General features: G+C 55.6%; 23 protein-coding genes. 9 read left to right on the forward strand and 14 right to left on the reverse strand.

The features are described from left to right. Window positions 1-705 precede the first annotated feature (705 nt). Window positions 706-1,047, forward strand: coding sequence for a cupin domain-containing protein (locus Q0482_RS03165; RefSeq protein WP_299143286.1), 342 nt, complete (start codon window positions 706-708; stop codon window positions 1,045-1,047). A 265-nt stretch (window positions 1,048-1,312) separates the two neighbouring features. On the opposite strand, the gene Q0482_RS03170 is transcribed toward Q0482_RS03165, so the two are convergent. After that, window positions 1,313-1,939 (reverse strand): NAD(P)-dependent oxidoreductase, encoded by a 627-nt coding sequence (locus Q0482_RS03170; protein ID WP_299143289.1) that lies wholly within the window; start codon window positions 1,937-1,939, stop codon window positions 1,313-1,315. A gap of 195 nt (window positions 1,940-2,134) precedes the next feature. Beyond that, window positions 2,135-2,467: a helix-turn-helix domain-containing protein gene (locus tag Q0482_RS03175; protein WP_299143292.1), complete on the reverse strand. Its 333-nt coding sequence runs from the start codon at window positions 2,465-2,467 to the stop codon at window positions 2,135-2,137. 786 nt (window positions 2,468-3,253) lie between these two features. Here Q0482_RS03175 and ygiD point away from each other — a divergent pair. Both ygiD and Q0482_RS03185 read left to right on the forward strand, forming a co-directional pair. After that, window positions 3,254-4,045 carry a 4,5-DOPA dioxygenase extradiol gene (gene ygiD, locus Q0482_RS03180; protein WP_299143295.1) on the forward strand — a complete coding sequence of 264 codons (792 nt, stop codon included), beginning with the start codon at window positions 3,254-3,256 and terminating at the stop codon, window positions 4,043-4,045. Window position 4,046: 1 nt separating this feature from the next. After that, on the forward strand, window positions 4,047-5,159 hold the full coding sequence (locus tag Q0482_RS03185) for an MBL fold metallo-hydrolase (protein WP_299143298.1): 1,113 nt from the start codon (window positions 4,047-4,049) through the stop codon (window positions 5,157-5,159). Between the two features lie 1,151 nt (window positions 5,160-6,310). Here the strand turns inward: Q0482_RS03185 and Q0482_RS03190 are convergent. The 11 genes from Q0482_RS03190 to Q0482_RS03240 all read right to left on the reverse strand — a co-directional run bounded on the left by Q0482_RS03190 (window position 6,311) and on the right by Q0482_RS03240 (window position 14,778). Beyond that, window positions 6,311-7,306 carry an ATP-dependent 6-phosphofructokinase gene (locus Q0482_RS03190; protein WP_299143300.1) on the reverse strand — a complete coding sequence of 332 codons (996 nt, stop codon included), beginning with the start codon at window positions 7,304-7,306 and terminating at the stop codon, window positions 6,311-6,313. A gap of 435 nt (window positions 7,307-7,741) precedes the next feature. Next, window positions 7,742-8,323 (reverse strand): shikimate kinase, encoded by a 582-nt coding sequence (locus Q0482_RS03195; RefSeq protein ID WP_299143302.1) that lies wholly within the window; start codon window positions 8,321-8,323, stop codon window positions 7,742-7,744. After that, window positions 8,211-8,768: a hypothetical protein gene (locus Q0482_RS03200; protein ID WP_299143304.1), complete on the reverse strand. Its 558-nt coding sequence runs from the start codon at window positions 8,766-8,768 to the stop codon at window positions 8,211-8,213. Before Q0482_RS03200 ends, Q0482_RS03195 begins: the two co-directional genes overlap by 113 nt. After that, window positions 8,743-10,155 (reverse strand): PilN domain-containing protein, encoded by a 1,413-nt coding sequence (locus tag Q0482_RS03205; protein WP_299143306.1) that lies wholly within the window; start codon window positions 10,153-10,155, stop codon window positions 8,743-8,745. Before Q0482_RS03205 ends, Q0482_RS03200 begins: the two co-directional genes overlap by 26 nt. Continuing rightward, window positions 10,145-10,531, reverse strand: a complete 387-nt coding sequence (locus Q0482_RS03210; RefSeq protein ID WP_299143308.1) for a hypothetical protein — start codon at window positions 10,529-10,531, stop codon at window positions 10,145-10,147. Before Q0482_RS03210 ends, Q0482_RS03205 begins: the two co-directional genes overlap by 11 nt. Then, window positions 10,524-11,048: a hypothetical protein gene (locus Q0482_RS03215; protein ID WP_299143310.1), complete on the reverse strand. Its 525-nt coding sequence runs from the start codon at window positions 11,046-11,048 to the stop codon at window positions 10,524-10,526. Before Q0482_RS03215 ends, Q0482_RS03210 begins: the two co-directional genes overlap by 8 nt. Then, window positions 11,045-11,410: a hypothetical protein gene (locus Q0482_RS03220; RefSeq protein ID WP_299143312.1), complete on the reverse strand. Its 366-nt coding sequence runs from the start codon at window positions 11,408-11,410 to the stop codon at window positions 11,045-11,047. Before Q0482_RS03220 ends, Q0482_RS03215 begins: the two co-directional genes overlap by 4 nt. 1,073 nt (window positions 11,411-12,483) lie before the next feature. Then, window positions 12,484-12,918 carry a hypothetical protein gene (locus tag Q0482_RS03225; RefSeq protein ID WP_299143314.1) on the reverse strand — a complete coding sequence of 145 codons (435 nt, stop codon included), beginning with the start codon at window positions 12,916-12,918 and terminating at the stop codon, window positions 12,484-12,486. After that, complete coding sequence (locus Q0482_RS03230; protein ID WP_299143315.1) at window positions 12,911-13,483, reverse strand: A24 family peptidase; 573 nt, start codon at window positions 13,481-13,483, stop codon at window positions 12,911-12,913. The genes Q0482_RS03225 and Q0482_RS03230 overlap by 8 nt, the downstream gene beginning before the upstream one ends. A gap of 104 nt (window positions 13,484-13,587) precedes the next feature. Beyond that, window positions 13,588-13,959 (reverse strand): type II secretion system protein GspG, encoded by a 372-nt coding sequence (locus Q0482_RS03235; protein WP_299143317.1) that lies wholly within the window; start codon window positions 13,957-13,959, stop codon window positions 13,588-13,590. Window positions 13,960-14,040: 81 nt separating this feature from the next. Continuing rightward, the gene (locus tag Q0482_RS03240) at window positions 14,041-14,778 is read right to left on the reverse strand and encodes a LytTR family DNA-binding domain-containing protein (RefSeq protein ID WP_299143319.1); all 738 of its coding nucleotides are present in this window, start codon (window positions 14,776-14,778) and stop codon (window positions 14,041-14,043) included. 716 nt (window positions 14,779-15,494) lie between these two features. On the opposite strand from Q0482_RS03240, the gene Q0482_RS09995 reads away from it, so the two are divergent. Continuing rightward, window positions 15,495-15,581 carry a putative holin-like toxin gene (locus tag Q0482_RS09995; RefSeq protein WP_363316337.1) on the forward strand — a complete coding sequence of 29 codons (87 nt, stop codon included), beginning with the start codon at window positions 15,495-15,497 and terminating at the stop codon, window positions 15,579-15,581. 419 nt (window positions 15,582-16,000) lie between these two features. Beyond that, window positions 16,001-17,302 (forward strand): nickel-dependent lactate racemase, encoded by a 1,302-nt coding sequence (gene larA, locus Q0482_RS03245; protein WP_299143321.1) that lies wholly within the window; start codon window positions 16,001-16,003, stop codon window positions 17,300-17,302. Between the two features lie 1,141 nt (window positions 17,303-18,443). On the opposite strand, the gene Q0482_RS03250 is transcribed toward larA, so the two are convergent. Continuing rightward, on the reverse strand, window positions 18,444-19,883 hold the full coding sequence (locus Q0482_RS03250) for an AMP-binding protein (protein WP_299143323.1): 1,440 nt from the start codon (window positions 19,881-19,883) through the stop codon (window positions 18,444-18,446). A gap of 727 nt (window positions 19,884-20,610) precedes the next feature. Between Q0482_RS03250 and Q0482_RS03255 the strand changes: the two genes are divergently transcribed. From Q0482_RS03255 to Q0482_RS03270, 4 genes are all read left to right on the forward strand, one after another. After that, window positions 20,611-21,387, forward strand: a complete 777-nt coding sequence (locus Q0482_RS03255; protein WP_299143325.1) for a 6-carboxyhexanoate--CoA ligase — start codon at window positions 20,611-20,613, stop codon at window positions 21,385-21,387. Then, the gene (locus Q0482_RS03260) at window positions 21,374-22,540 is read left to right on the forward strand and encodes a pyridoxal phosphate-dependent aminotransferase family protein (protein ID WP_299143327.1); all 1,167 of its coding nucleotides are present in this window, start codon (window positions 21,374-21,376) and stop codon (window positions 22,538-22,540) included. Before Q0482_RS03255 ends, Q0482_RS03260 begins: the two co-directional genes overlap by 14 nt. A gap of 865 nt (window positions 22,541-23,405) precedes the next feature. Beyond that, window positions 23,406-23,909 (forward strand): hypothetical protein, encoded by a 504-nt coding sequence (locus tag Q0482_RS03265; RefSeq protein ID WP_299143329.1) that lies wholly within the window; start codon window positions 23,406-23,408, stop codon window positions 23,907-23,909. Between the two features lie 127 nt (window positions 23,910-24,036). Further along, complete coding sequence (locus tag Q0482_RS03270; RefSeq protein WP_299143331.1) at window positions 24,037-25,551, forward strand: DUF438 domain-containing protein; 1,515 nt, start codon at window positions 24,037-24,039, stop codon at window positions 25,549-25,551. The last annotated feature ends 106 nt before the right edge of the window (window positions 25,552-25,657 follow it).

Raw genomic sequence — 25,657 nt, forward strand, 5'->3', positions numbered from 1 at the left:
ACAAACCACCCGCCCACCCCCGTATCCACCCTGGTCTCCCTGGGTAAAATCGCCAGGAAATACCTCTCCCGTGTAAGGATAGGAAACGTATCGGAAGAAGAACTGGCAGGGTATCACTGGAGAAATGAGTAGGGGCTGCGAAGGGGCCAGGTTCAGAAGGTTCGGCCCGCCGCAGGCGGGCTGGTTCAAAAGGTTCAAAGGGGAAGGTTCAACGGATTGACCGGCCCCTTGGGCCGGAGGGTTATTAGGTTTGACGGGCCCTTCGGACCCAAGGGTTGTGGTATCGCCCTTCGGGTGCACAGCGAACATGATTGGCAGGAGCAAAGCGACGCACCAATCATAGTGAGTCGTTTCCCCTTTAGGGGCGATGAGTTTTGTAATTCCGCTCCGCGGAATGGAAAATCATACAACCGAGCTTCGCCCGCAGGGCGGTTCCCCGGTTTTATCATCATGGCGCCTTTCATTTTTAAAGGCGTCCGCCATCGCTGCCGACAGGCAGCGTATATACTTGCGGCGGAGCCGCAACCACAACCCTCAGCCCTCAAAGGGCTGTCAAACCTTAGAACCTTCGGGGCGAAAGCCCCGTCAATCTTAAGAACCCTTTTATCCTCTGTACCCTCTTGCTTTCGAGAATATGGCTTCCCGCCCCTATCCCCCTCAAATCTCAAACCTCAAATCTATTTACCTATGAAAGAAGGAAATCCCATGCTTCCAAAACTCCCACCTAAAATCATCGAACACGCCAACGGCGGCAAGGGCCGCATTATCCTCCAGCCCATTGCAGGGCCGGAGGTGCTAAAGGACAAATGCCGGGTCTATGTGAAGGCTACCCTGGAAAAGGGATGCTCCATGGGCGTACACCAGCACCGGGGAGACGGAGAAATCTATTATATTCTCTCCGGCCGCGGTATTTACACCGATAACGACAGCACCTACGAGGTGAAGCCGGGGGACGCCATGTTCTGCGAAAACGGCAGCCGTCACGGTCTGGAAAACACGGGGGACGAAGACCTGGTCTTCATGGGCCTCATTATTTATGACAAATGAATCGGGCAATCGAAAAGCAGCGCCATAATGGCGCTGCTTTTCTGCAGGCTGAACGGTATTCCCGAACGCAAAAGGGTTCAGAAGGTTCTAAAGGTTCAGAGGGTTCAAAGGGTTGTGGTATCGCCGCTTCGCGGCGATACGTTTTATCATTCCGCTCCGCGGAATAAGACCTTTACAACCGAACTTCGCCTGTGGAAAACCATGTCCGGCGGTAAGCGGTAAGCAGGCAGCGGACAGCCGTTTCCCGACCTCCAATGACGGCCCCTTATTTCCTCACGCTGATTCTTTCACCGATGTGATTTCCTTTTTCCGCTTCATCCACCAGGGCGATGGCGTAGTCGGCGTAGGAAATATAGCTCTGTCCTTCAGCGTTCACAGTGAATTCTTCCCCTGCCAGGGTGTAGGAGCCGGTGCGCTTTCCTTCCGGATCAAAAACAGCGGCCGGGCTGATGTAGGTCCATTTCACGTCCTTTCTCTTCCGAAGTTCGTCAAGAGCCTGTCCCATGCCGTTGGCCACCGGGAGGTATTCCTTCGGGAAATCGGGGGTTTCGGAAATCTTCAGGCTGTGGGTCTTATCGGTGTAAAGGCTTCCTGCGCCGCCTACCACCAGAAGGCGGGTATGGCTGCCGGAGAGGATGTCTGCCAGATGGCCGAGGGTGACGCTGTGGAGGTTCATTTTAGAGGGGTCCCACACGCCGAAAGCGTCTACTACTACATCAAAGCCCTGCAGGTCTTCTTTGGTAAGATCCATAATGTCTTTCTGAATCACCTGCTTTGCTTCCGTCTGATTGGCACTGCGGACAATGGCGGTAACGTCCATGCCTCTTTCCAGTGCTTCCTTTACAATCAGTCTTCCTTCTTTGCCGTTTGCTGCTGCTACTGCGATTTTCATATGGGTAATCTCCTTTTCAAAAATGATTTGATAATCAATGTAAATTGTTTCGTTACAAGCATACTAGCACAGTTTCTTTGTAACGTCAATAATAACATCAAAACTTTTCCAAAAAAGGGGCTGTGAAAAAATGTAAATCATTTCTTCACAGCCCCTCTGCCCATACCTGTCTGCAGATCCGGCATATGTATTTATTTATATACGATTCTCTTTCAGAAACTCTATATATTCCTCTCCCCAGGTCTGTATGCTGTCAAGCACCGGTGCAAAGCGGCGGCCCATGGCGGTGAGGGAGTACTCCACCCTTGGCGGCACTTCCGGATACACGGTACGGTGCACCAGCCCTTCTTTTTCCATGTACTTCAGCTGGGACGACAGCGTGGCATGGGTGATATGGATTTCCCGCTCCAGATCATTAAACCTTTTCGTCCCTTCGCTCAGGGCATGCAGGATAAGAATGGCCCATTTCCCCTGCAGCAGCTTCTGGGCTGTCACAAAGGGGCAGACGCCGAATAAATTATTTTCCATAATTTCCTCCTATACGCAAGTGTTTCATACCAGGTCAAGGAAAATATCCTTCTTGTCAGCTATTTTATATCAGTCATATAATGAAAGCAAGTATAAAAAGTATACTGTAGGGGCGGCTCTGCCGCCCCGGGTTCAGAGGGGGCGCCTTTGGGGCACGAAAAGGGGCACGGCTTCGCCACAGGTTGTGTGGAAGGGTTGTGAGGGAAAAGGCTGTGAAAAAAGGTTCTTAAGATTGACGGGCCTAACGGCCCAAGGGTTCTTAGGTTTGACGGGCCTGCGGCCCGAGGGTTGTGGATTGCCCTTCGGGCAATAAAGTTTTTAATGCCGCCTGTCGGCTAACCCCTTCCGGCTCGCTGCGCTCGCCACCCACCCCTTGGACAGGGGTGGGCAAGGGCGTTACGCGCTGAACTTCCCGCCGGACACGGTCATTCTGAGCCGTAGGCGAAGAATCTTGGTACCCGGCACATTGAAGACAACCGGTAATAAATACCAGTCGGCGGGAAACACTTCTGGTGTATGTCGTAAGTAACTCCAACTAGCTCACTAGTACACCAGCTCACTAGATCACTAAACAATACCACTCGGTAGGAACAGACGTCTGATAGTCTGAAGTCTGATATCTGCCGTCTCCCTGCTTTCGGGAGTGCGGTCAAAAGTCCAGCGGCAAGCGGACAGCAGATAGCAAACAGCCGCCCCTGCCCCACTATCCCACCAGCCCACTAGTACACCAGCCTACTAGTACACTAGCTCACTAGTCCACCAGCCCACTATTAAGGAGATGATTTCATGACAAAAATGCCTGTTATTTTCACGGGACATGGAAGTCCCATGATTGCTTTGGAAAAGAATGACCTCACCCGCACTTTTCATGATCTGGGGAAGGAAATCATAGACACCTTTGGCCGTCCGAAGGCCATCCTGTCCCTGTCCGCCCACTGGTACACCAGGGGAAGCCATGTGGAGTCCAGTCCTTCTCCCCGGCAGATTTTTGATATGTACGGATTTCCCAAAGAGCTCTATGAAGTGAAGTATGAGCCAAAGGGCTTCCGTCCCCTTACGGACCGGGTGCTGTCCCTGCTTCCTTCGGCCGACATTAATGATGACTGGGGCATCGACCATGGCAGCTGGACGGTGCTAACCCATTTCTTCCCTGACGCTTCCATTCCAGTGGTACAGCTTTCCATTGACGGGAAGATTTCTCCCAGAGCTTCCTATGAAATCGGGAAGGCCCTCACGCCGCTCCGGGAGGAAGGGTACCTGATTTTTGCCAGCGGAAATATTGTGCACAACCTGTACAAGGTGGAATGGAATAACGAAGGCGGCTCTCCGGCAGCGGACCGGTTCGACGCCTACATCACCGATGCAGTCTCTGCCAGGGACGATGAAAAGGTGATTTCCTACGAAGACCACCCGGACAGCATGTACGCCGCTCCTACGGCGGACCATTTCCTGCCTCTCCTCTATGCTCTGGGAGCTGCGGAGGGAGAAAAGCCCCTTGTTTTCAACCAGGTAAGAAACCTGGGCTCCATTTCCATGACCGGCTATGCCTTCGGTCTTTCTTCTAAAGGAGGAAACTAATATGTCCCTTGCATTCCACGTTTACCATCCCGGCGCCAAAGCCATTTTTGACGTAACCTCCACTGTAATCACCGGCGAGAAGGAAGCCTTCCTGGTGGACGCCCAGTTCCAGAAGCAGTACGCGGAAGAACTGGCAGCGCGCATCAAGGACAGCGGAAAAGAGCTGAAGGTGATTTATATTTCCCACTTCGACCCGGACTACTACTTCGGCCTGGACGTGCTGGCCGAAGCCTTCCCGAAGGCCCGCATCCTTTCCACCGCCCAGACGGCCTGGATGATTTCCGCCAGCATGAATGACAAGCTCGCTGTCTGGAAAAAAGCGCTGGGCGAAGACGCGCCTTCCCGTTTCATCCTGCCGGAGGCGGTGAAGGAACTGCCGAAGCTGGAAGGGGAGGAAATCAAAATCGTCACCTGCCCGGACGATGAAATGCACAGCTTCCTCTACGTGCCGTCAGAAAAAACGGTGCTGGGCGGCGTATCCCTGGCAGAAGACAGCCATCCCTGGATGGCGGACACCAAGGGCCTTGATGAACTGGACAAATGGATCCGCCAGGTAGAAACCATGGCGTCCCTTGCGCCGGAAAAGGTCATTGCCAGCCACCATTACAATGATGAAAGCAAAGGAAATCCATCCATCCTTTCCTGCACCCTGGAATACCTGAAATACTACCGGGAAGCCCTGGCCAATGGAAAGACGGCAGACGCCATCGTTTCCATGATGAGCGAAAAATACCCCGCCCTTACCGGCGCTGACACCCTCGCCTTCGGCGCCCGGGTCATCACCGGCGTGGAACCCTGGGTAAGAAAAGACCTCTACCCCGGCATCGGCCATCACGTCACCATGGACTTCTCCCCCGCCGCCGTGTTTGATGTGGAATTCAAGGACAATAAAACCCTCACCTTCACCCAGACAGCAGGCGAAGGCAAGGGCTACTCCGACACCATGCCCTTCACGGCAGAGGAAATCGCAGACCACGTGTACATGGTGCACTGGCAGGAAAATGCAGGCATCGCCGTGGTTCACGTGCAGAACTGGAACACCCTGGAAGTTTGGACCAATATCTATGTACCCGGACAGCCGGGACTTCATATGAAGGGAAAGATGAGACTGTAATAGAAGGGCGGCTCCGCCGCTTCGCGGGTTCAAAGGGTTCGGCCCGCCTTCGGGCGTAAAAGGGGGCGCGGCTGGCGCCGCAGGTTGTGGCCTGCTGACGCAGGCAGGTTGTGTAGAAGGGTTGTGAGGAGAAAGGTTCAGAGGGTTCAAAGGGGAAGGTTGACGGGGCCTCCGGCCCCGAGGGTTCTTAAGGTTCTAAGGTTTGACGGGCCTAACGGCCCGAGGGTTGTGGATTGCCGCTGCGCGGCAATGAAGTTTTATATGCCGCCTGTCGGCGGCAAAACCATAAAACCGCGCCTGCGGCATCGGTCGGGCGATTTATTGGAAAGTCCTTTTATGTGCAGGCTAGGGACCAACTTCGCCCGACTTGGAGACCCTCTGCAGGGTCTCCACATGGGAAATACACCCCTTTTGGTGCCTGCGGCACCACCTTTCCCCCGGAGGGGGGAACTTTTACCGGCGCTATGCGTAATGCAGCTTAAGTAAAAAACAGCGGCGACAGAAGGGGTGCATTTCCACGAGGGTCGCGAGGTTGTGTGGTTTTCGCTGCCGAAGGCAGTATTTATACTCATCGCCGCTGTTGTGGCCTGCTGACGCAGACAGGTTGTATAGAAGGGTTGTGAGGGGAAAAGGTTCTCAAGTTTGACCGGCCTACGGCCGGAAGGTTCTTAGGTTTGACGGGCTTGCGGCCCGAGGGTTGTGGATTGCCCTTCGGGCAATAAAGTTTTTAATGCCGCCTGTCGGCTAACCCCTTCCGGCTCGCTGCGCTCGCCACCCACCCCTTGGACAGGGGTGGGCAAGGGCGTTACGCGCTGAACTTCCCGCCGGACACGGTCATTCTGAGCCGTAGGCGAAGAATCTTGGTACCCGGCACATTGAAGACAACCGGTAATAAATACCAGTCGGCGGGAAACACTTCTGGTGTATGCCGTAAGTAACTCCAACTAGCCCACTAGTACACCAGCTCACTAGATCACTAAACAATACCACTCGGCGGGAACAGACGTCTGATAGTCTGAAGTCTGATATCTGCCGTCTCTCTGCTTTCGGGAATACGGCCCAAAGTCAACGGCAAGCGGACAGCCGCCCACTGTCCCACTAGCCCACTAGCTCACTAAAAAAGAGCACTGGTTTCCACCAGTGCTCTTTTTTTACAATCCCGTTTCCCGGATGTCTCCGTCATGCTGGGCGGATCCCAGCATGACGGACAGTTCGTACAGTTTCTGTTTGAACGGTTCTTTTTCTTTTTTTGCTTCTTCGTAGGGGAGAATCCGCACCTGTCCTCTGTGCATCCCTGCCAGGGCGCCGGTTTCTCCTTCCAGAAGGGCCTTCACCGCTGCCGCCCCCAGGACGGAGCCCAGGATGCCGTCTCTGGCGGTGGGCTGGCCGCCGCGCTGGATGAAGCCCAGGATGGTGGTGCAGATGTCGATGTCCGTTCTTTCGGTAAGCCAGTCGGAAAGGGCTCTGCCGTCGTCGGCGCCTTCGGCGCAGATGATAATGCTGTTTGTCCTGCCTGCCTTCATCTGGAGTTTCAGGCTTCTGGCCAGTTTTTCCCGGCTGAAGGGCACTTCCGGCACCAGGATGTATTCGGCGCCGCAGGCCAGGCCTGCATCCAGGGCGATATTTCCTGCAAATCGTCCCATCACTTCGATAATGGCCGCCCGGTTATGGGCGGAGGCGGTGTCACGGATGCGGCTCACGGCGGATACTACGGCGTTGACGGCGGTGTCGTGGCCTATGGTTTCGTCGGTGCCGTGCATGTCGTTGTCAATGGTGCCGGGCAGGGTGACTGTAGGCATGCCCAGGCGGGTCAGCCTTTCCGCTCCCTGGATGGAGCCGTCGCCGCCGATGACGACAAGGCCTTCTATGCCCCGTTTCCGAAGGATATCCACCGCTTTTTTCCGGTTTTCCTCTTCAAAAAAGGCTTTGCACCGGGCTGTTTTCAGCATGGTGCCGCCATGAAGGACGATGCCGCTGACGGAGGAAGAGGTCATGGAAATCATGTCGTCTTCCAGAAGGCCGGAGTAGCCCCGGTAAATGCCGTAGATTTCCTTTCCGTAACATAAAGCGGTACGCACGACGCTCCGCACCGCTGCATTCATGCCGGGCGCGTCGCCGCCGCTTGTCAGTACTGCCAGTTTATCCATAGTATCCCTCCTTTTATGATTTAGAGTCCTGAGCTGTCATTAAGCTGTATTCCCATGAGCAGGCGGGTTCAGAAAGTTCAAAGGGTTCAGAGGAGAAGGTTGACGGGGCCTGCGGCCCCGAGGGTTCTTAAGGTTCTAAGGTTTGACAGCCGCTGCGCGGCTGAGGGTTGTGGTATCGCCCTAACGGGCGATGAGTATATAGCCATCTTACGGCGGCTTTTATATTGGCGCCGTAAGGCGCCGTACCTCCCCAGCGGAGCGATACTTCATAACTACCCTGGGCGGAGCCCTCAAACCGTCCGGGAGGCGAAGCCGGTCCCGGACAGAACCCTTGGCGCCCAGGGGCGTCAGCCCCGGCGGCACCATCAACCCTCGAGCCCGCAAGGGCGAGTCAACCTTCGGGAATACCGGTAAGCACCGCCATTGACGCCCCCCTTATTTCCTCCGTTCCGCGAAGGAGATGTGGTGCTGGTCTATATATCTGGCGATGAGGAGGGCGGTCTGCTCGGGGTGGCAGTTGGTGGTGTTGATGACCAGGTCCACCCGGTCCCTCCATTTCGCCCATTTCCGGAGCATCTGCCGCACGTAGCCGTCTACGTCGGAGTAGTCCATGGTAGGCCTTTTGCCGATGCGGCGGCGCACCCGTTCCGCCAGGCGGAAGGGGCGGGCGTAGAGGAGGATCATGAGGCCGTATTCGGAGAGGAGGTGGAATTTTTCTTCTGTCATGGGGTAGTTGCCGCCCATGGCAATCACCGCTTCGTGGTAGTAGCGCACGTGGCCTATGACCTGCATTTCCTTTTCCGCAAAGGCTTCGGGGCCTGCTTCTTTATAAAAATCTGCTATTTTCTTTCCGGTTTCTCGTTCCATCATCCGGTCCGTGTCCGCCAGCTGCCATTCCAGTCCGTCAGAGAGGATTTTCGCCGCCCGGCTCTTGCCGGTGCCCATGGGACCGATGAGGACTATATTTCTCTTTTTCATAGGTACCTCGGATTTGGAATGTCTGAATCTCCATTTCATAGGCCAGTCCTTTGGGGGACCGTTTCAGTTCTTTGAGGTTCACGGCACTCCATCTTTCTTTGCCTTTTATTATATCAAAGGTTTGCACGATTTGTGCATAGGTGCCGGTGCCGGAAATATGAAAAATATGAAATATTCCTTTCTCTCCTTCCATTTCTTCTTCCGTAACGGTGTCCGCCTTGAGGCCTGTTTCCTCCAGGGCCCTTAAAAGGGAGGCGGAGGAAGCGGCCGGAAAGAGGCTTTCCAGAAAGGGAAGGCGGGATGGGGACTCGGGAAGGGCGGCAAAGTGGCTGATTTCCCTGTTTTCCATTTCCCGGGCGGCGCTGAGGTTTTCCTTTTCTGCGGTCATAAGTTTCAGGTAGCCGCCGCCCAGAAAGAGGAGGAGGGCGAGGAGGAAGAAGACCCCTGTGTATTTCCTGTCATTTCTGAGTTTTTTCCAGTCCATGGGCGCCTCCTTTCAATGAAAGGGTAAAGTCCACCAGGTGGGTGACGGGGTTCACCTTCTGCTTTCCATTCTGCAGGGGCTTTCCCCAGGAGGCGGAGAGGGCATTCCTAAAGAGGGTCACCTGGTCCGGCGACTGGGCGGTGCCTTTGATGTGAAGGGCGCCCTCTTCCTGGCGGATGGAGGAAATCACAATGCCCGGAGGCAGTGATTCTCCCAGGGACACCAGTTTTTCTTCCCACTTGCCGTCCCTCTTTTCCAGCTTCTGCAAAAGAGCCAGAAGTTCTCTTTCTTCCGCCCTTTCCTGCCTTGCCTGGACCATGCGCTCCTTTTGCGGCGCCAGAGCTTCCCCTTCCTGTCGAAGGCCTTCAAGGTGGCTTCGGGCGGTCATAAACTGTCCGCCGGAAAGGAGGAAGAACGCCGCTCCCAGAAGGCAGAGGGCCTGGGCCGCCCGAAGGGTCCTGTTTTCAGGGCTGATGAAGGGCGGCGCCTTTTCCGTAAGGGGCAGGGTGAGACGCCCATGGTCCACCCCTTTCCAGAGAGGCTCCATGGCCTGCCAGGCGGTGGCGGAGCCTGAAAAGGGAGTTTCTTCCATGGTCACGGCGCCGGCAGGAAGGCTGTCCGTTCCTTCGATTTCCTTCTTTAATTTTTCCTTCCAGAAAATCCGCTCCTCCTCCCTGCAGTCCGCCAGGGGGATGAAGAAACAGCCTGCCTTTTCCATGTGGAAATTGGAAAGGCAGCGGCCCATGAAGAGGGACAGTTTCCCTTCCTCATCCTTCTTCAGGATGCGGCTGCGAAGGAGTTTCCCGGTGCGGAAAATCAGGATGGCAGACCGCCGGCGGCCGTAAAGGATGAAATGGGGCAGCGGGGAAAGGGGGATGGCCGTCAAAGGAAGGGCCTTCCCTATGCGGACGCCTGCGGAAAGAGCGCTCTTTTCCCACAGGGAAAGGGTCCCTTTTTTCACTGCCTCCACGTGCACCTCCCAGCCCGCCGGCGTGTGGGAGGTGACCTCATAGCCTACGGCCATGGGCTCCTCCGTCCGGAAGAGCCGGTCTTCTTCCCAGTACATGGTTTCTTCCATTTCCTCCTCCGTCATGGCGGGATATTTCCTGTTTTCCAGCCGAAGATCCGGGAAATTGACAAGAAGAAGCACGTCTTTCCGCTTCATCCCCTTTTCTTGAAGTTCCCGGAAGGCGGCGGTTATATTTTCTTCCGTCATCTTTTCCACCGGCGCAGAAGACCGGCGAAGGAAACGGCGGCCCTCCAGATCCGCCGCCCAGAGCCTTCCGTCCAGAAGGAAACAGACCATGAAGGGATGGCGCCAGGCCTGCCATTGCTGCCACAGGGGATGGGCCTTTAATTTCTTAATCCACTGTTCTTTACGGTTCACTTCTGATGTCCTCCACTTTCAGCAGACCTTTTCCTTCCTTTTCTTCCAAAGTATAGGAAATGACCACATACCGCCGGTAATCCTTCCTTTCGTCCTCCGCCATGGATTGGATTTCCCCTTCTTTCGGAAAGGATACGATTACCGTCCTGCCCAAAAGGGTAAGGGTCATATCCCTTTTCTCCCCGCCCCGGGAGAGCAGCGCCAGGGCCCAGCTGGCCCCGCTTTCCGCCCCGTAGACGGACTGCAGGCCCTTCCGGTAATGAATGACGGCCTCCCGGCTCCTTCCCTGATAAAAGAGGAATCCCAGGGACAGGGTAAGCAGGGCCGTAAGGAAGAGGAGGAGGGACAGGGCCAGACTTCCTTTTCTTCTATTCATAAGCCTTCCCCTTTTCATAGAAATCGGCGTAGGGAATGACGGAAGTCTCAAAATCCATATCCGTCCCCTTGATCTGCTGGTGCATGGTAAAGGAAATCCTCACCGGCCCGCTTTCTATCTGTCTGAAAAGATTCCCTTCCCCCGGCCGGAAGGCATAGCCCTCAGGGCCGGTGTGCTCTCCTGTTATAGGCTGGATGGTGTCGTTGTAGAGCTGGATTTTCAGCTTCTCCCTGTCCACGAAGAAACGGTAGGTACCGTCTGTCCCCTTGTCCGTTATGGCCACATAATCATAGCTGTCCCCATTCACCGCTTTCGTCATGATGCGCCGGTTGTTCCTGATTTTTTCCACCATGAAATCCATGGCAGAAAGCCCTGTTTCCGAAAGCTTTGTCCGCACCGTCCCCATTTCCAGGGCGGTCAGCCAGCTGCCTGCCAGAGGCGCCATCATAACAGAGAGCACGGACAGCAGCAGAAGGGCCATCAGGGCATCCAGCAGCATCAGTCCCTTCCTCTTCATTCCCTGTCCTCCATCAGCGTTTCCAGTACAAATCCTTCGCTTCCCCTGCCTGCCGCCCGGCACCGGACGCGGACCATGGGCACCCCCTGGATTTCCTCCGCCTGCCGCCGGATGTCTACCTGGTATACCCTTCCGTTCCGCGTGACCCTTTCAGAAGACGGCATGGTCCCCTTCCCGAAGCGGAGATAATACTTGGCCCGCTCCATCCTGTCCTGGGCCAGGAGAGCCTCGTCCAGCGCCATCTCCCGCTTCCCCTCCCACTCCAGAGCCGTATGAAGAGAAAAAGCCATGCCGGCAATCAGGATACCTGCCGCCGAAAGCCCGCACAGGGCCCAGAAAAGAAGAAAGCCTTTCCGTTTCATAGAGACCTCCTTGGGGCCGCGAAGCAGCCCCGGGTTCACAGGGGAAGGTGGACGGGGCCTGTCGGCCCCGAGGGTTCTTAAGGTTCTTAGGTTTGACGGGCCTGCGGCCCGAGGGTTGTGGATTGCCGCTTCGCGGCAATAACTTTTTTAATGCCGCCTGCCAAAGGCATGGCTCGCTGCGCTCGCCTCCCCCTTTCCCGCTACGCGGGACTTACCCAAAGGGAAGCATGTCACTGGATTTTCGGGTCGCTTTGCTCCCCTACAAATCCAGTTCCTTTGCCACCCCGCAAGCGGGAGCAGAACAACCCGTGCTTTAGTTAGAGCTACTTATTGAGGTAACTGCCTCGTGGAGCTTTGTTGTGCCCCCGCTTGCGGGGGAAAGGTGGTGCCGCAAGGCACCAAAGGGGGAATGCCTTTCCACGAGGGTCGGAGGTTGTATGGCTTTCGCTGCCGCAGGCAGCATTTATACTCATCTCCGTTGTTGTGGCCTGCTGACGCAGGCAGGTTGTATAGAAGGGTTATGTGGGGAAAAGGTTCTCAAGTTTGACCGGCCTACGGCCGGAAGGTCCTTAGGTTTGACAGCGGCCTTTGGCCGCTGAGGGTTGTGGATTGCCGCTGGACACGCCTGCGGCGTGAGGGTTCAGAAGGTTCAGAAGGTTCAAAGGGTTTAGAGGGGAAGGTTGACGGGCCTGAAGGCCCGAAGGGGCTTTGCCCTGCGGGCAAAGGGTTGTGTTCGCTTTGCTCAGGGGGCGACAGCCCCTGTGGGGCTGAAGGTGTTGGTATCGCCTTCGGCGATGAATATATAGACGCCTTACGGCGGCAGGCGTTACGAGTCTGTCTTCCCGCCGGAAGCAGGGACAAAAGCAATCTTCTTCCGGCTGAGTCCGTTTTGACACCTTTGGATTCATAAGCTGGACCCCATTACAGTGATTAGCGGTCTTTGGCCGCTATCCCTTATCCTGCTGTGCCGGACTGCCCCTTGAGCGCCAGCGAACACAACCTTTCTATACAACCTGCGCCGTCAGGCGCTCCCCTTTCCTGCATTCGGGAATCCCTCCCCGCGCCTCATGCCTCTAATTCACCCTCACCCGTCCCGTATACACCGCCACGGTGATTTCCTTTCTATACTTCCCGTCCCTGGTGGTAAGCACGGTGGAGTAGGTATTACCTTCCCCTGCATAATTTTTGCGGAAGGTAAGCTCCAGCTTGCCGGAGAGGCGGACGGAGGAGGGCAGTCTGCCTTTGGGGCGGATTTCACTGACACCCCTTCTGGTGTAGTAGTATGCCCTGCCTTCCCCGTCGGGGAGACAGTAGAAATGGTACACATTGGCCGTATTCCCATAACGGCCGGTGTCATTTTTGGAGAGCACCTGCACCTCGCGGATGGCGGAGGCCAGGGTTTCCGCCGCCAGATCCAGTTCCCTTTTCTCCTCATAGTCCCAGAGAGCCGGAAAGGCCATGGCGGCGGTGAGGGAAACCAGAAAGAGTACCGCCAGGGCCTCAGCCAAAAGGAATCCAGGCCTGCGGGAAACCCCATATTTCCTGCCATCCATAGGCCAACACGCCTCCCATTGCGATAAAAGGGCCGAACCGCACTTTTTCAGAGGCTCCCTTTCTTCCAAGAAGGAGGGAGGGCGCCAGAAAGAGCAGGGCCGTAAGGGCGGAAAACCATATAAAAAAGAGACAGGATACCGGGCCCAGCCAGAAGGCTGTGCCGGTGGATAGAACCATATCCCCTGTCCCTGCGGATTCTTTTGCAATGAGGCATAAAGCGCCGTAAATCATAAAAACAATGGCGGCGGAAAGAAGGCTGGCAGGAAGTTCCTGCCGCCAAAGGGCGTTCATAAGCCCCGACAGGGCCAGCAGAATGCTCCAGCCGTCGGAAATATAACCGGTGCGCCAGTCCTCCAGGGCAGGGAGAACCAGAAGCACCAGAAAGAAGAAAGGCGAAAGAAAAAGCCAGCCCTTCATGAGAAAAGCGCCGTAAGAAAGGAGCACCGCCGCCCATACCAGAAGCCAGCGTCTCTCCCGCCACAGCCTGTCCCAGCCATCCTTCCCCTCCATCCTGTCCATACTGCCTCCTGCTTCACCGGAAACTAAGGAAAACCATTGTCGCAGATATCCAATGTGTTTTATCTATCCCACTGTCTCACTATCTCACTGTCCCACTATTCTACTCATGTAGCCTGGGTGGTGGTGCCGAAGGAGGAATAAATCTTCCCTTTGTACGCGCCGGTCACTTCTCCCTTGTCCTTCAGTTCATAGGTAACGGACTTATCCGGCGGCTCCGGCAGCTTCTTCAGATAGCCCTCGCTGCTGTTTCCCACCAGGCTGGACAAAGACGAAGGATAGGCACCGTTCTTCACATAGTACACATCCACCGCCGTACCGATGGTGGACAGATCGGACTGAATACGCGCCACCTTGGCCTCGTCCGTAAGGCCGATAAGGTTGGGCACCGCCATGGCTGCCAGCACACCGATAATGGCCACGGCAATGACAAGCTCCAGAATCATGAATCCTTTTCTCTTCTTCACGCGTTTTCTCATGATGATACTCCCTGCCCCATCACGGGGAAAACAGGATTTCCTGCAATCCTTATATGAAATATGCAAAGAAAAGTCTCCGGCTCAATCCTCCCTTCCCAGACTCTTTACATGGGTCAGTGCTTCCTTAAACTCCGTATATTTCCTCTTGGCCACAGGAAGCGTCCTGCCGCTCTTCAGCACCACCTGCGCAGGCGTGAGCTGCAGCACAGCCTCGCTGTTCACCAGGATGCCCCGGCAGGGCGAAAGGAATACAAAGGGAGAAACGTCGGAAAGCCGCTCCTTCACCTCGGAAATCCGGGCCCGGACTTCCAGCTGCCTGCCATCTGCAAGGCAGAAAAGCTGCTGATGGTCGTCGCTCACCACCGCTTCCAGGGTGGAAAGATCTACCACCGCCAGGTCATCGGCCGTTTTAAAAACCACCTTCCTGTGCCAGTCCCGCTCCAGAAAGGCAAATCCCCGCTCCAGCGCCTCCTCCACGTCCTTTTCCGCCAGAGGGGTCTTCAGATAATGAACCGCCCCCGCGCGGAAAGCGTCCATACAGTAACCTTCTGTGGCGGACAGGAAAACAAGCACCGGCGCCTCCGCCATCTTCCGCAGGGCCGCTGCCGTATCCAGGGCATTCATGCCCCGCACCGATGTATCAAGAAATACGATTTCAAAAAGCCGCTTCCTGTTTTCCGCCTCCTGCAGGAACACATAGCTGTTCTCATAGGACCGGAAAGACAGATCCAGGCCGCGGTCCCGCGCAAAGGACCCGCACACCCGCCGGACCATGCCCATGGTATCCGGCTCATCGCTCACCACTGCCACATGAATCATGAAATCCACCTCCCCATGCCCGTCGGGCCTGGAAAATGAAAACTTCAGAAAAAGGGACTGTCTTGGTAAAATCTATGAAATTTACTTCACGAACATGTTTCTTTCATTATCATATAAATCTGAAATGGAGTCCAATAGAAAAGAATCATTACAGGTAAAGCATGATTGCGTTTGCAGCATAATCAAATGACTATGGTTCATTGTATGTGCGCCCTTTGGGCGCAAAGGGGCACGGCTTCGCCGTAGGTTGTGTAGAAGGGTTGTGTAGAAGGGTTGTGGAGGGAAAAGGTTCAAAGGGTTCAGAGGGTTCAGAGGGTTCAGAGGGTTCAGAGGGTTCAGAGGGTTCAGAAGGTTGTGGATTGCCCTTCGGGCAATAAGTTTTTAATGCCGCCTGTCGGCGGCGTTACGTGCTGACCTTCCCGCCGGACACGGTCATTCTCGTGACAGCGAAGGATCTTGGTGCATGCCGCCAGTGAATCATATATCAGTAAGTAGCGGTCGTTCGACATGAAACAGACTTTGAGCGGTGGATATTATAGGATAGTTACTTATCAAATCAACTATTCCTTTTGATAAGTAAACAAGAAAAACCTCCTGCAGTTCAGAAGGCTTTTTCTTGTTGAAACTATTTGCCATAGTTTCAAGGAACATGATACTATTTACATAAAACAGCTGGCATGGCTTTCTCTTACTCCTGTAAGAGGAGGTGATTCACTATGAGCCAAGACTTGTATCAGGCCTTTATGGTCATCATCAATTTCGCAGCCCTGGTGGTCGCCATCATTGCACTTGTTAAGAAGTAGCAATTGAAAAAAGCCATCCAATGGCTTGGAAGGCTCCTTTCAAATTACAAAAAATTATGAGAGAGCCACTTTCCACGTCACGGATGCCAGCTGTCTCTTTCTATGCCCATTATACCACAGAAAACGGAAAAAACAACTTTCCAATGATCGTAAGATTGCGGAGAAACAGCGACTGGACGCCTGACGTCCGGCTGTCTGACTGCCTGAATGTCTCTCCGGCCATCGAAAATACAAACCCGCAATCATCAGGGCAGCGGTCAAAGGCCCACTGTCCCATCGGTACAGGCCCTGCTATCTATGACATATTTATCCACCTATGCTTTTTTTGAAACATAGCCTATCCATGGCTGTGTTATAATAAAAAATACCTATATACCTATTGCATCTTTATTTCCTTTCCAGCAAAGGAGGAATGGATTATGGCACTGAAAGAATTCGAATTTGGTTTCGGCCGCGGCGTGCAGAAGGTGAGCCTGCCGGAGGAGCACATCCTGGACGTTCTGGAAGGAAACCCCACCCCTGCCTGTGATGTGAAGGAGGCCACTCTGGAATGCATGCGCCACCCCATTGGCAGCAGGCCCCTGCAGGAGATCGTTTCAAAGGGAGACAAGGTGTGCATTGTGTGCGCCGACGTAACCCGTACCTGGAATCATTCCGACCAGTTTGTCATCCATGTGGTGAACGAGCTGAACCTGGCCGGCGTGCCTGATGAAGACATCTGCATCCTCTTTGCCCAGGGCACCCACCGGGAACAGACGCCGGAGGAGGATATTCTGGTGGTAGGCGAAGAGCTTACCAAAAGGGTGAAGCTCTACCAGCACCACTGCATGAACAAGGACGAACTTGTCCATGTGGGCGACACCTCCCGGGGCACGCCGGTGTGGATCAATAAGCATGCGGTGGAAGCGGACAAGGTCATCGTCATCGACGGCATTACCACCCATCTTTTCGCCGGTTACGGCGGCGGCCGGAAGCTCATTCTTCCCGGCGTGGCAGGCGACGACACCATCCAGATCAACCACTGCCATGCCCTGGGCGAAAAGTTCGGCAGCGGCATTAACCCCAAGACCCGTTCCACCCTGCTGGAGGACAACCCCGTATCCGACGACATGCAGGAAGCCAGCGACATGATCAAGCCCTGCTTCCTGGTTCATTCCATCATCAATTCCGAAGGCAAAATCTGCGCCATGGTAGGCGGCGACCCCTACAAGGCCTGGCTGGAGGGCACAAAAATCGTATACCGCATCCAGAAAGTGCCTTTCAAGGGAAAATGCGACGTAGCCTTCGCCTGCGCCGGCGGCTATCCGAAGGACGTATCCCTCTACCAGGGCTGCAAGTGCTATGACCCCTCCGACGTAGTAACCAAAGAAGGGGGCATCATCATCGCCATCATGGAAGCCAGCGACATTTACGAGCCGCCTTCCTACCTGGGCAGCTTTAAGTACGATACGGAAGAGGAAATGGAAAAAGCCCTGCGCCACCATTTCACCATCCCCTTCTTCGTAGCCTTCAACCTCTTCTGCATGACCCACAAATACCACATCATCCTGGTCACCAAGCCGGAGAACTTCGAGGCCATCAAAAAGACCAACCAGACCCCGGTGGCTACCGTAGAAGAAGCCTGGCAGCTGGCCCAGAAAATCCTGAAAGAAGAAGGCAAAGACGACTACACCATCACCGTCATGCCCCACTGCGCCTCTATCGTGCCCTATCAGAAATAATGAATAATGAAAAAGAGACTGCATCGAAATGATTGTCATTTCGGCGCAGTCTTTTTTTGTGAGTGCAGAGGGGCGCCCTTTGGGCGAAAAAGGGGCGCGGCAGTGTTCTTGAGATTGATGGGCCTTAGGCCCGAGGGTTGTGGTGGCGGCTTCGCCGCTAGTAAAAAGGGGCGCGGCTGACGCCGCAGGTTGTGTAGAAGGGTTGAGGAAAAAGGTTCAGAGGGTTCAGAGGATTATGTGGAAAAGTATTGTGGAAGAGGTTCTCAAGTTTGACGGGCCTACGGCGGTCGGGTTCTTAGGTTTGACAGCGGCCTATGGTGCTGAGGATTGTGGATTGCCCTTCGGGCAATGAGTATATATGCCGCCTGTCGGCTAACCCCTTCCGGCTCGCTGCGCTCGCCACCCACCCCTTAAACAGGGGTGGGCAAGGGCTGTACGCGCTGAAATTCCCGCCGGACAGGGTCATTCTGAGCCGCAGGCGAAGAATCTCGGTGAGTGCCGCCAGTAACTCATCTGCCTGTAAATACCAGTGGGCGGGAAATACTTCTGATGTATGCCGTAAGTGACTCCAACTAGCTCACTAGTACACCGCTCACTAGCTCACTAAATAATACCGGTCAGCGGAAAACACTTCTGGCGTATGCCGTAAGTGACTCCAACTAGCTCACTAGTACACCAGCTCACTAGCTCACTAAATAATACCGGTCGGCGGAAAACACTTCTGGCGTATGCGGTAAGTGCTTCCCTAGAGAAGCACTGATTAATTCATAGAGTTTTCTTTTATAAGAATTTTTATGCACTGTTTCGTCATAAATCGGCCAAGGATAAAAGGAAGGCGCCTTAATGAGCAGTCTAGGCGCCAACTTACCTTGGCTCAGCAGTCCTATGCAGGACTGCTGCCTTAAATAGCTCGCTATTCGCGTCGTCCCATTCCTTACATTGCATAAAAATTCAAGAATAAAAGCAGACAGTGATTTAATCAGCGCTTCCCTAGCTCACTAAACAATACCGGTCGGCGGAAAGGTGCCGCAGCAAGCGGTAAGCCGACAGCCGATAGCGGACAGCCGCCTCCTGTCCCACTGCCTCACCAGACCACCAAAAAAGCAGCGAAGAAATTTCCCGTTTCTTCGCTGCTCTTTGTTTAATTGTCCCGGAGCGCCCGTTTCAGGATCTTGCCGGTGGCGTTCTTCGGCAGGGCGTCCATGGGGATGAACCGGCGGGGGATTTTGTAGCTGGCGATGTTCTTGGACATATGCTTCCTGATTTTATTTTCATCGAAATCATATCCTTCCTTCATCACCACATAGGCCCATACCGCCTGTCCGCGGAGGGGATCCGGATGGCCTACCACGGCGCATTCCGCCACACCTTCCACTTCGTAGATGCAGTCCTCCACTTCGCCGGGGTAGATATTTTCCCCGTTCACGATGATGAGGTCTTTAATGCGGTCCACGATATAAATATACTTGTCGTCGTCCATGTAGGCCAGGTCGCCGGTGCGAAGCCAGCCGTCTTCAGACAGCACCTTCTTCGTTTCTTCCGGCTTGTTCCAGTAGCCCTTCATGACGTTGGAACCGCGCACCATGAGTTCGCCCACCGTGCCTGCGGTGTAGGGCGCGCCGTTTTCCGTGCGGATATAGGCTTCCACCCCCGGCAGCACCGGGCCGCTGGTCAGGTACTTCGGCTTGGCGCTGGGGAGCACGCATACCACCGGCGATGCTTCCGTCAGGCCGTAGCCTTCCTGTACGGGATGGCGGAAACGGAAATAGAAGGCCTGGGATACGGGCTGGGGAATGGAGGCGCCGCCGGAAATGAAGGTATGCACCGTCTTCATCACCGAAGGCTCGCCGCGCCTTGCCAGCAGGTTGTACATAGGCGGCACCATGATGGCAATGGTGACGGAATGTTCTACAATGGTATTGATGATTTCCGTAGGGCTCTTGGAGCGGAGGATGACGATGGTGGAATGGGCATAGAGGCCTGCATTCACCACGGTGGTAAGGCCGTAGCAGTGGAACATGGGCAGCACGCAGAGCACCTTGTCTTCCGCCTTGAATACAATGCGGGAAATGAACTGCTCCACATTGCTCACCAGATTCCGATGGGTGAGCATGGCCCCCTTCGGGCTGCCGGTGGTACCGGATGTATACACCAGGGCGCATACGTCATCCTCTGTCACGTCCTTCGGGAACGCCGGCGCCTCAGCGCTCTTCCCTTCTCCCGCCTTGAAATCCAGGTCATGGATGTCAATGGACGGGCAGGACACTTCCAGCGCCGTATCGGTAACAAGGAGCATGGCTCCTGCGTCTTTGATAATGTAATCCACTTCCCGGTCCACCAGGGAATTGTTCACCGGGATAATGATGGCCCCCAGGCTCACCACTGCCAGATACACATACACAAACTCCGGCCGGTTGGCGGAATAAAGGGCCACCCGGTTCCCCTTCCGGACACCCATCTCATAGAGACAGTTTCTGTATCGGCGGAGCGCCTCTGCCAGCTCTCCGTAAGTGACGCGGCTTTCTCCCTCAAATACCACATGGGAAGGGTCCGCCCCTTTAATCATTTCATGTAAAAACATTTCGCACCTCTTTCAATGATAACAGTACCATTCTAGCAAAAAAATAGAATTCTTTCAAATAATAAAGAGGGGAGGACACGCCTACGGCGTGAGGGTTGACGGGGCTGCGCCCCGAGGGTTCTTAAGGTTCTTAAGTTTGACGGCCCTTCGGGCCGAGGGTTGTTGTGGCGGCTCCGCCGCAGATTATAAAAAAGGGGCGCGGCTGGCGCCGCGGGTTGTGTAGAAGGGTTGCGTCGCTATCGCTCAGGGGGCGACAGCGCCTGCGGCGCTGAGGGTGGCGGATTGCCCTCTCGGGCAATGTTTATAAAATCAGCGTTACGGGATTCACTTCCAGTGTCATATAGCATGATAAGCATTCTGGTGATCAGCCGCTACGCGGCTCCCCCTTATCCGGCTGCGCCGGACTTTCTCCTAAAGGTGAAACCTTTCTACACAACCCTTGGCACCAAGGGCCGGAGGCCCGATGGATGCCATATGCTCCTCTGCGCCGCAGGCGCAGGCCCCTTCGGGAATACGGGCAAGCACCGCCCAGGTCCCGGCCCCGACCGCGCCACAGGCGCTTGTCCATACTCTTCCGTTTCTTGTATTGTAAACTAAATAATATTTCTAACTTGACAAATATCAGTTAACAGTTTTACACTAAAAAACAACAGCCGAAGTGCGATAACTTCGGATTATTTTATGCCTTTGCGGTTGACAATAAAGACATATGTAGTTAACAAAAGGAGTGGTTTCGTTGCTGTACAGTGTCAAAATGCGTTCCAGTCTTGGCGGTTACCATGGAGAAGGAGGCCGTCATATTTCCGGTGCGGAGCGGATTGTGCCGGAGGACCAGGTGGAAGCGGACGTGATTGCCATGCTCCGCCGGGCGAGGACCCATGAACGGGGCGCCGCCGATTTCATCCAGGTGAAGGTGGAAGAGGTAAAGCCCCAGACCATTGCCTACTGCCCCATGATTCCCATTTACCAGATGAATACGTCCACAAAGGAAGAAGGACGGGAAACGGCAAAGAAGGAGCTCGCCCGCATCGGCGTCAGTGAGGCCGCCATCCGAAGCGCCTTCCATGAACTGGAATCCCTCACCGACAGCATGCGGGGCGCCATCGTCATGGACGCCGTTACGGGAGAGCGGCTGGATGACCGCCACGAGCGGGGCGTGCGCTGCAGCAATATGGACTGCGAAGACACCGCCCTTTACGATGAAATCATGGGTAAAAAAGGCCTTGGCGGCGACCATCCCCGGGAAGCGCTGGTGCTGGCGTCCAAGGTGGCCTATGCCCCCGGCACGGTGGCAGAGCTCTGCTGGTCCGACGACCCGGACTATGTCACCGGCTACGTGGGCTCCCGGAAATTCGGCTACGGCCGGATTACGGTAATGAAGGACATGGGCGACCCCGTAGGCGGCCGGGTATTCTTCGTCAAGCCCGGCACGGATATTAAGAAATACGATGATTACATGCAGAACCAGACCGTTCTTGTGAGGCTCCCCCATGAAGATCAGTGACATACCGGAAAGGCTGGAGGAAATCAGGGCGGAGGGCCGCTTCCGCAAAGTTTCGGACCTCCGCATGATCACCGCCTCCAGAGGAGTGGACAGGGCGGGGAAGGAATACATCGTCTTCAACTCCAACGACTACCTGGGCATGACCCATGAAAAGGAAGTGGAAGAAGCGGCCCGCCAGGCCATTTCCTACGGCACCGGCTCCGGCGGGGCCCGCCTCACCAGCGGCGCGGTATTTGAACTCTCCGACCTGGAAAAGGAAATCGCCCACTTCAAGCACAAGGAAGACGCCGTCATTTTCAATACGGGCTACATGACAAACCTAGGCGTCCTCTACGCCCTGGCCGGGCCGGGAGACGTCATTTTCTCCGACGCCCTGAACCATGCCAGCATTGTAGACGGCTGCCGGATTTCCAGAGCCACGGTCAAAGTCTATCCCCACTCCCACATGGCCGCTTTGGAAAAGCTCCTTGCCGAAACGGAAACGAAGGGGCAGCGCTTCATCGTCACCGACGGCGTATTCAGCATGGACGGCGACGTGGCGGACCTCCCCTCCCTGGTCCACCTGAAGGAAAAATACGGCGCCTGCCTCATTGTGGACGACGCCCACGCCACAGGCGTCATCGGTGAAACAGGCAGGGGCACGGCGGAATACTACCACATGGAAGGCATCGACATCCAGGTAGGCACCCTGTCCAAATCCCTGGGCGCCGAAGGCGGTTTTGCCGCCGCTGACAGAAATATGACCGACTACCTCCGGAACCGCTCCCGCCCCTTCATCTTCTCCACCTCCATTTCCGCCTCCACCGGCGCCGCCGCCCTGGCATCCCTGCGCCTGCTGGAAAGAAATCCGGAGACATACATGGGCGCCCTCCGCCGGAATACCCAATATATGAAGGAAAAGCTCACAGAAGCGGGCATTTCCTTCCTCCCCGGCGATACCTCCATCATCCCCATCGTCATGGGCAGGGAAGAAGCGGCCATGGAATACGCCGCCCGCTGCCGGGAAAGAGGCATCCTCCTTTCCGCCATCCGCCCGCCCTCCGTGCCCGCCGGCACCAGCCGCATCCGCCTCACCGTCACCGCCGCCCATGCAAGGGAAGAACTGGACAGGGCGGTGGAAGTGATGGAAGAGTGTCTTACAGGGGACTGCTGATGCATTCCAGTCCCGGATTCAGAAGATTCAAAGAGAAAGGTTGACGGGGCTTCGCCCCGAGGGTTCTTAGGGTTCTAAAGTTTGACAGCCACTTCGTGGCTGAGGGTTGTGGTATCGCCCCTTTGGGGCGATGAGTATAAAGTCGGCGTTACGCGCTTTCCCGCCGGACACAGTCATTCTGAGCGAAGCGAAGAATCTCGGTGCATGCCGCATATGAGACAAATGGCAGTAAATACCAATCGGCGGGAGAGGCGCGGCTGGCGCCGCAGGTTGTGCAGAAGGGTTGTGTCCCCAAAGGGGAAACGACTCACTACATTTTGTGCGTCGCTGGCGCTCCTTCATCCTCTGCTGTCACTGACTCACTGGATTCTCAGGTCGCTGTCGCTTCCCTACAAATCCAGTTCGCATAGTGCATCCTCTGCTGTCACTGACTCACTGGATTCTCAGGTTGCTTTGCTCCCCTACGAATCCAGTTCGCATAGTGCAAAATGTGTTCGCTGTGCATCGCTCCGCTCAGGGGGCTGGGCCCTGCGGGCCCAAGGGTTGTGGTATCGCCCTGTGGGCGATGAGTTTATAGGGCCGGTCAGTCTTAAGAACCTTTCCCTTCACAACCCTTCTATACAACCTGCCGCCGAAGGCGGCCATAACCCTCGGGCCCAAAGGGCCCGTCCACCTTCCCCTCTGAACCCTTTGAACCAGCCCGCCCCTGGCGGGCCGAACCCTCTGAACCCGGCCGCGCAGCGGCCCCTGTGGGGCTATCCATAACCCTCACAGCCGCAGGCTGCGCACAACTTAAGAACCCTCCGGCCACCAGGCCGGTCAAACCTGAGAACCTTCCCCCCCTCAAATCTCAAAGGAGTCTATCATGGAAAAGACCATATCCATCAATAAAGAACGAACCATGGCCATGGACTGCTGCGAAACAGCCCTTCTGGCCGTGCTCATCGCCGTAAGCGGCACCTTCCGCATTCCCGGCATTGTGCCGGGTACGGAGTTCCAGCTCTCCGCTCCCATTGCCGTGGCTGTCTGCGGCGTGTTCGGATTTAAGAAATACATCATCGCCGGCATCCTGGCCTCTCTCATAGGCCTTTCCCTCGGCACCTGCACCCTCCTCAACGTGGCCATCCAGATGTCCTTCCGCCTGGGCGTGGGCGCTTTCTGGCTCCTTTCGGGGTCTAATAAACTTTTCTACATCCTCTCCGGCCCCCTGGGCACCGCCCTGGCCCGGGTGGTGATGTACTTCCTTTTGGGCAAGGGCCTCACCCTGATGCTCATAGCCGCTGCTCCCGGCATGGCCTTCACCGCCGCCACGGCCTGGGCCTTCGGGAAAATCTTCACCCGCTGCCGGAAAGCGGTGAGAACCGTATAAAGCTGTTTTTATCAAGAATTTCCCAGCCTTGAAAAAGGGGGGATGTCCCGTAGTGACATCCCCCCTTTCTTCATGTTACAATGATTTCATCCATTGAAAATTATCTATGAAATAGAAGGAGGCCTCCATGGCAGACTCAAAAATCATTTATCTTACAAAAAACGTACATGACCTGGTGAAGGAATACCCGGAACTCATTCCCATTATGAAGGAACTGGGATTTACCCGCATTACCGAAAAAACAGCCCTCAACACCCTGGGCCGTTTCATGACCATTCCCAAAGGGGCCATGATGATGCACATCGACATGGGAAAGGTGATTTCCACCCTCATGGCCCACGGCTTTACCCTGGGCGGCTCCTTCGCCCAGGCGCCGGAGGAGAAACCGGCACCTGCCGAAAAAACGCCGGATGAAAGAACCGCCAGAATCACAGAATACATCCGCCGCCTTTCCGCCGGAGAAGACCTGGAAAAGGTACGGGCGGACTTTGTGAAGCATTTCAAGGATGTGGACCCCGGTGAAATCGCCCTGGCAGAGCAGTCTCTCCTGAAGGGCGGCGTTCCCCTCCGGGACGTGCAGCGGCTCTGCGACGTCCACTCCGCCCTCTTCCACGGCGCCACCAGAGCAGAAAAAATTGCCGCCGCCGAAGCCAAGGTACAGGAATCACTGGGCCGCCGCTCCCCCGCCGCCCTTGAGCGGAAAGACGGCGCCGACGGCCTTTACGAAGCCCTCCGCGCCATCCCCGGCCACCCCCTGTCCATCCTTTCCCTGGAAAACGAAGCCATCGCAAGCCGCCTGGAAAAAGTGCGGAAGGCTCTGGACACAGGAGAAAACCTGATGGACGAACTGGCAGCGCTCCGCCGGATTTCCTTCCATTACAATAAAAAGAACGTCCTCTACCCCATCCTGAAGATGAACTACGGCTTCTCCGGCCCCTCCGACGTCATGTGGAGCGTGGACGATGAAATCAGGGACACCCTGAGAAATCTGGAGAAACGGGGCCTTGCCAGCCCTGCCGTCCGCGAAACGCCCCAGTGGCAGGAGCGCCTCTCCTCCGCCCTCACCAGGGCCGAAGAAATGATTTACAAGGAAAACAACATCCTCTTCCCCCTCTGCGCCAAGAATTTCAAAGAAGAAGAATGGAAAGCCATCGCCCGGGACTTCTCCCACATGGAACCCTGCCTCACCGGCCCCCAGCCCCGCTGGCAGGAAGCCTTCCCGAAGGAAAAGGAAGAAAGCTCCCTCTCCGACGGAATCATCCGCCTTCCCACAGGCCGGCTCACGGTGAAAGAACTCACCGCCCTGCTGAATACCCTCCCCTTTGAAATCACCTTCGTAGACGCCCACGACATCAACCGCTACTGGAACGACGACGGCGCCCCCAAACTCTTCTCCCGTCCCGCCACCGCCCTGGGCCGGGAAGTCTATACCTGCCACCCGCCAAAGGTGGTGCCCATGGTGAAAAACCTGATCGACTCCTTCCGCACAGGGAAGCAGGACCTCTTCGACGTATGGATGGAGAAAAACGGAGAACCGGTACTGGTGCGGTACATGGCCGTCAGGGACGCTAAAGGCACCTTCGTGGAAACCCTGGAAATCGTACAGAAAATGGGATTTGCCAAAGAGCATTTTGCGAAATAAAGAGGGGGCGGAGGGATTCCGCCCCTTGTTTGTCCCCCGCTTGTTTGTCCCCCGCTTGATTGCCCCCCGCTTGATTGTCCCCCCGCTTGCGGGGGGAAGGTGGTGG

Origin of the sequence: uncultured Dialister sp., assembly GCF_937959425.1 — a bacterium.
Classification (GTDB): domain Bacteria; phylum Bacillota; class Negativicutes; order Veillonellales; family Dialisteraceae; genus Dialister.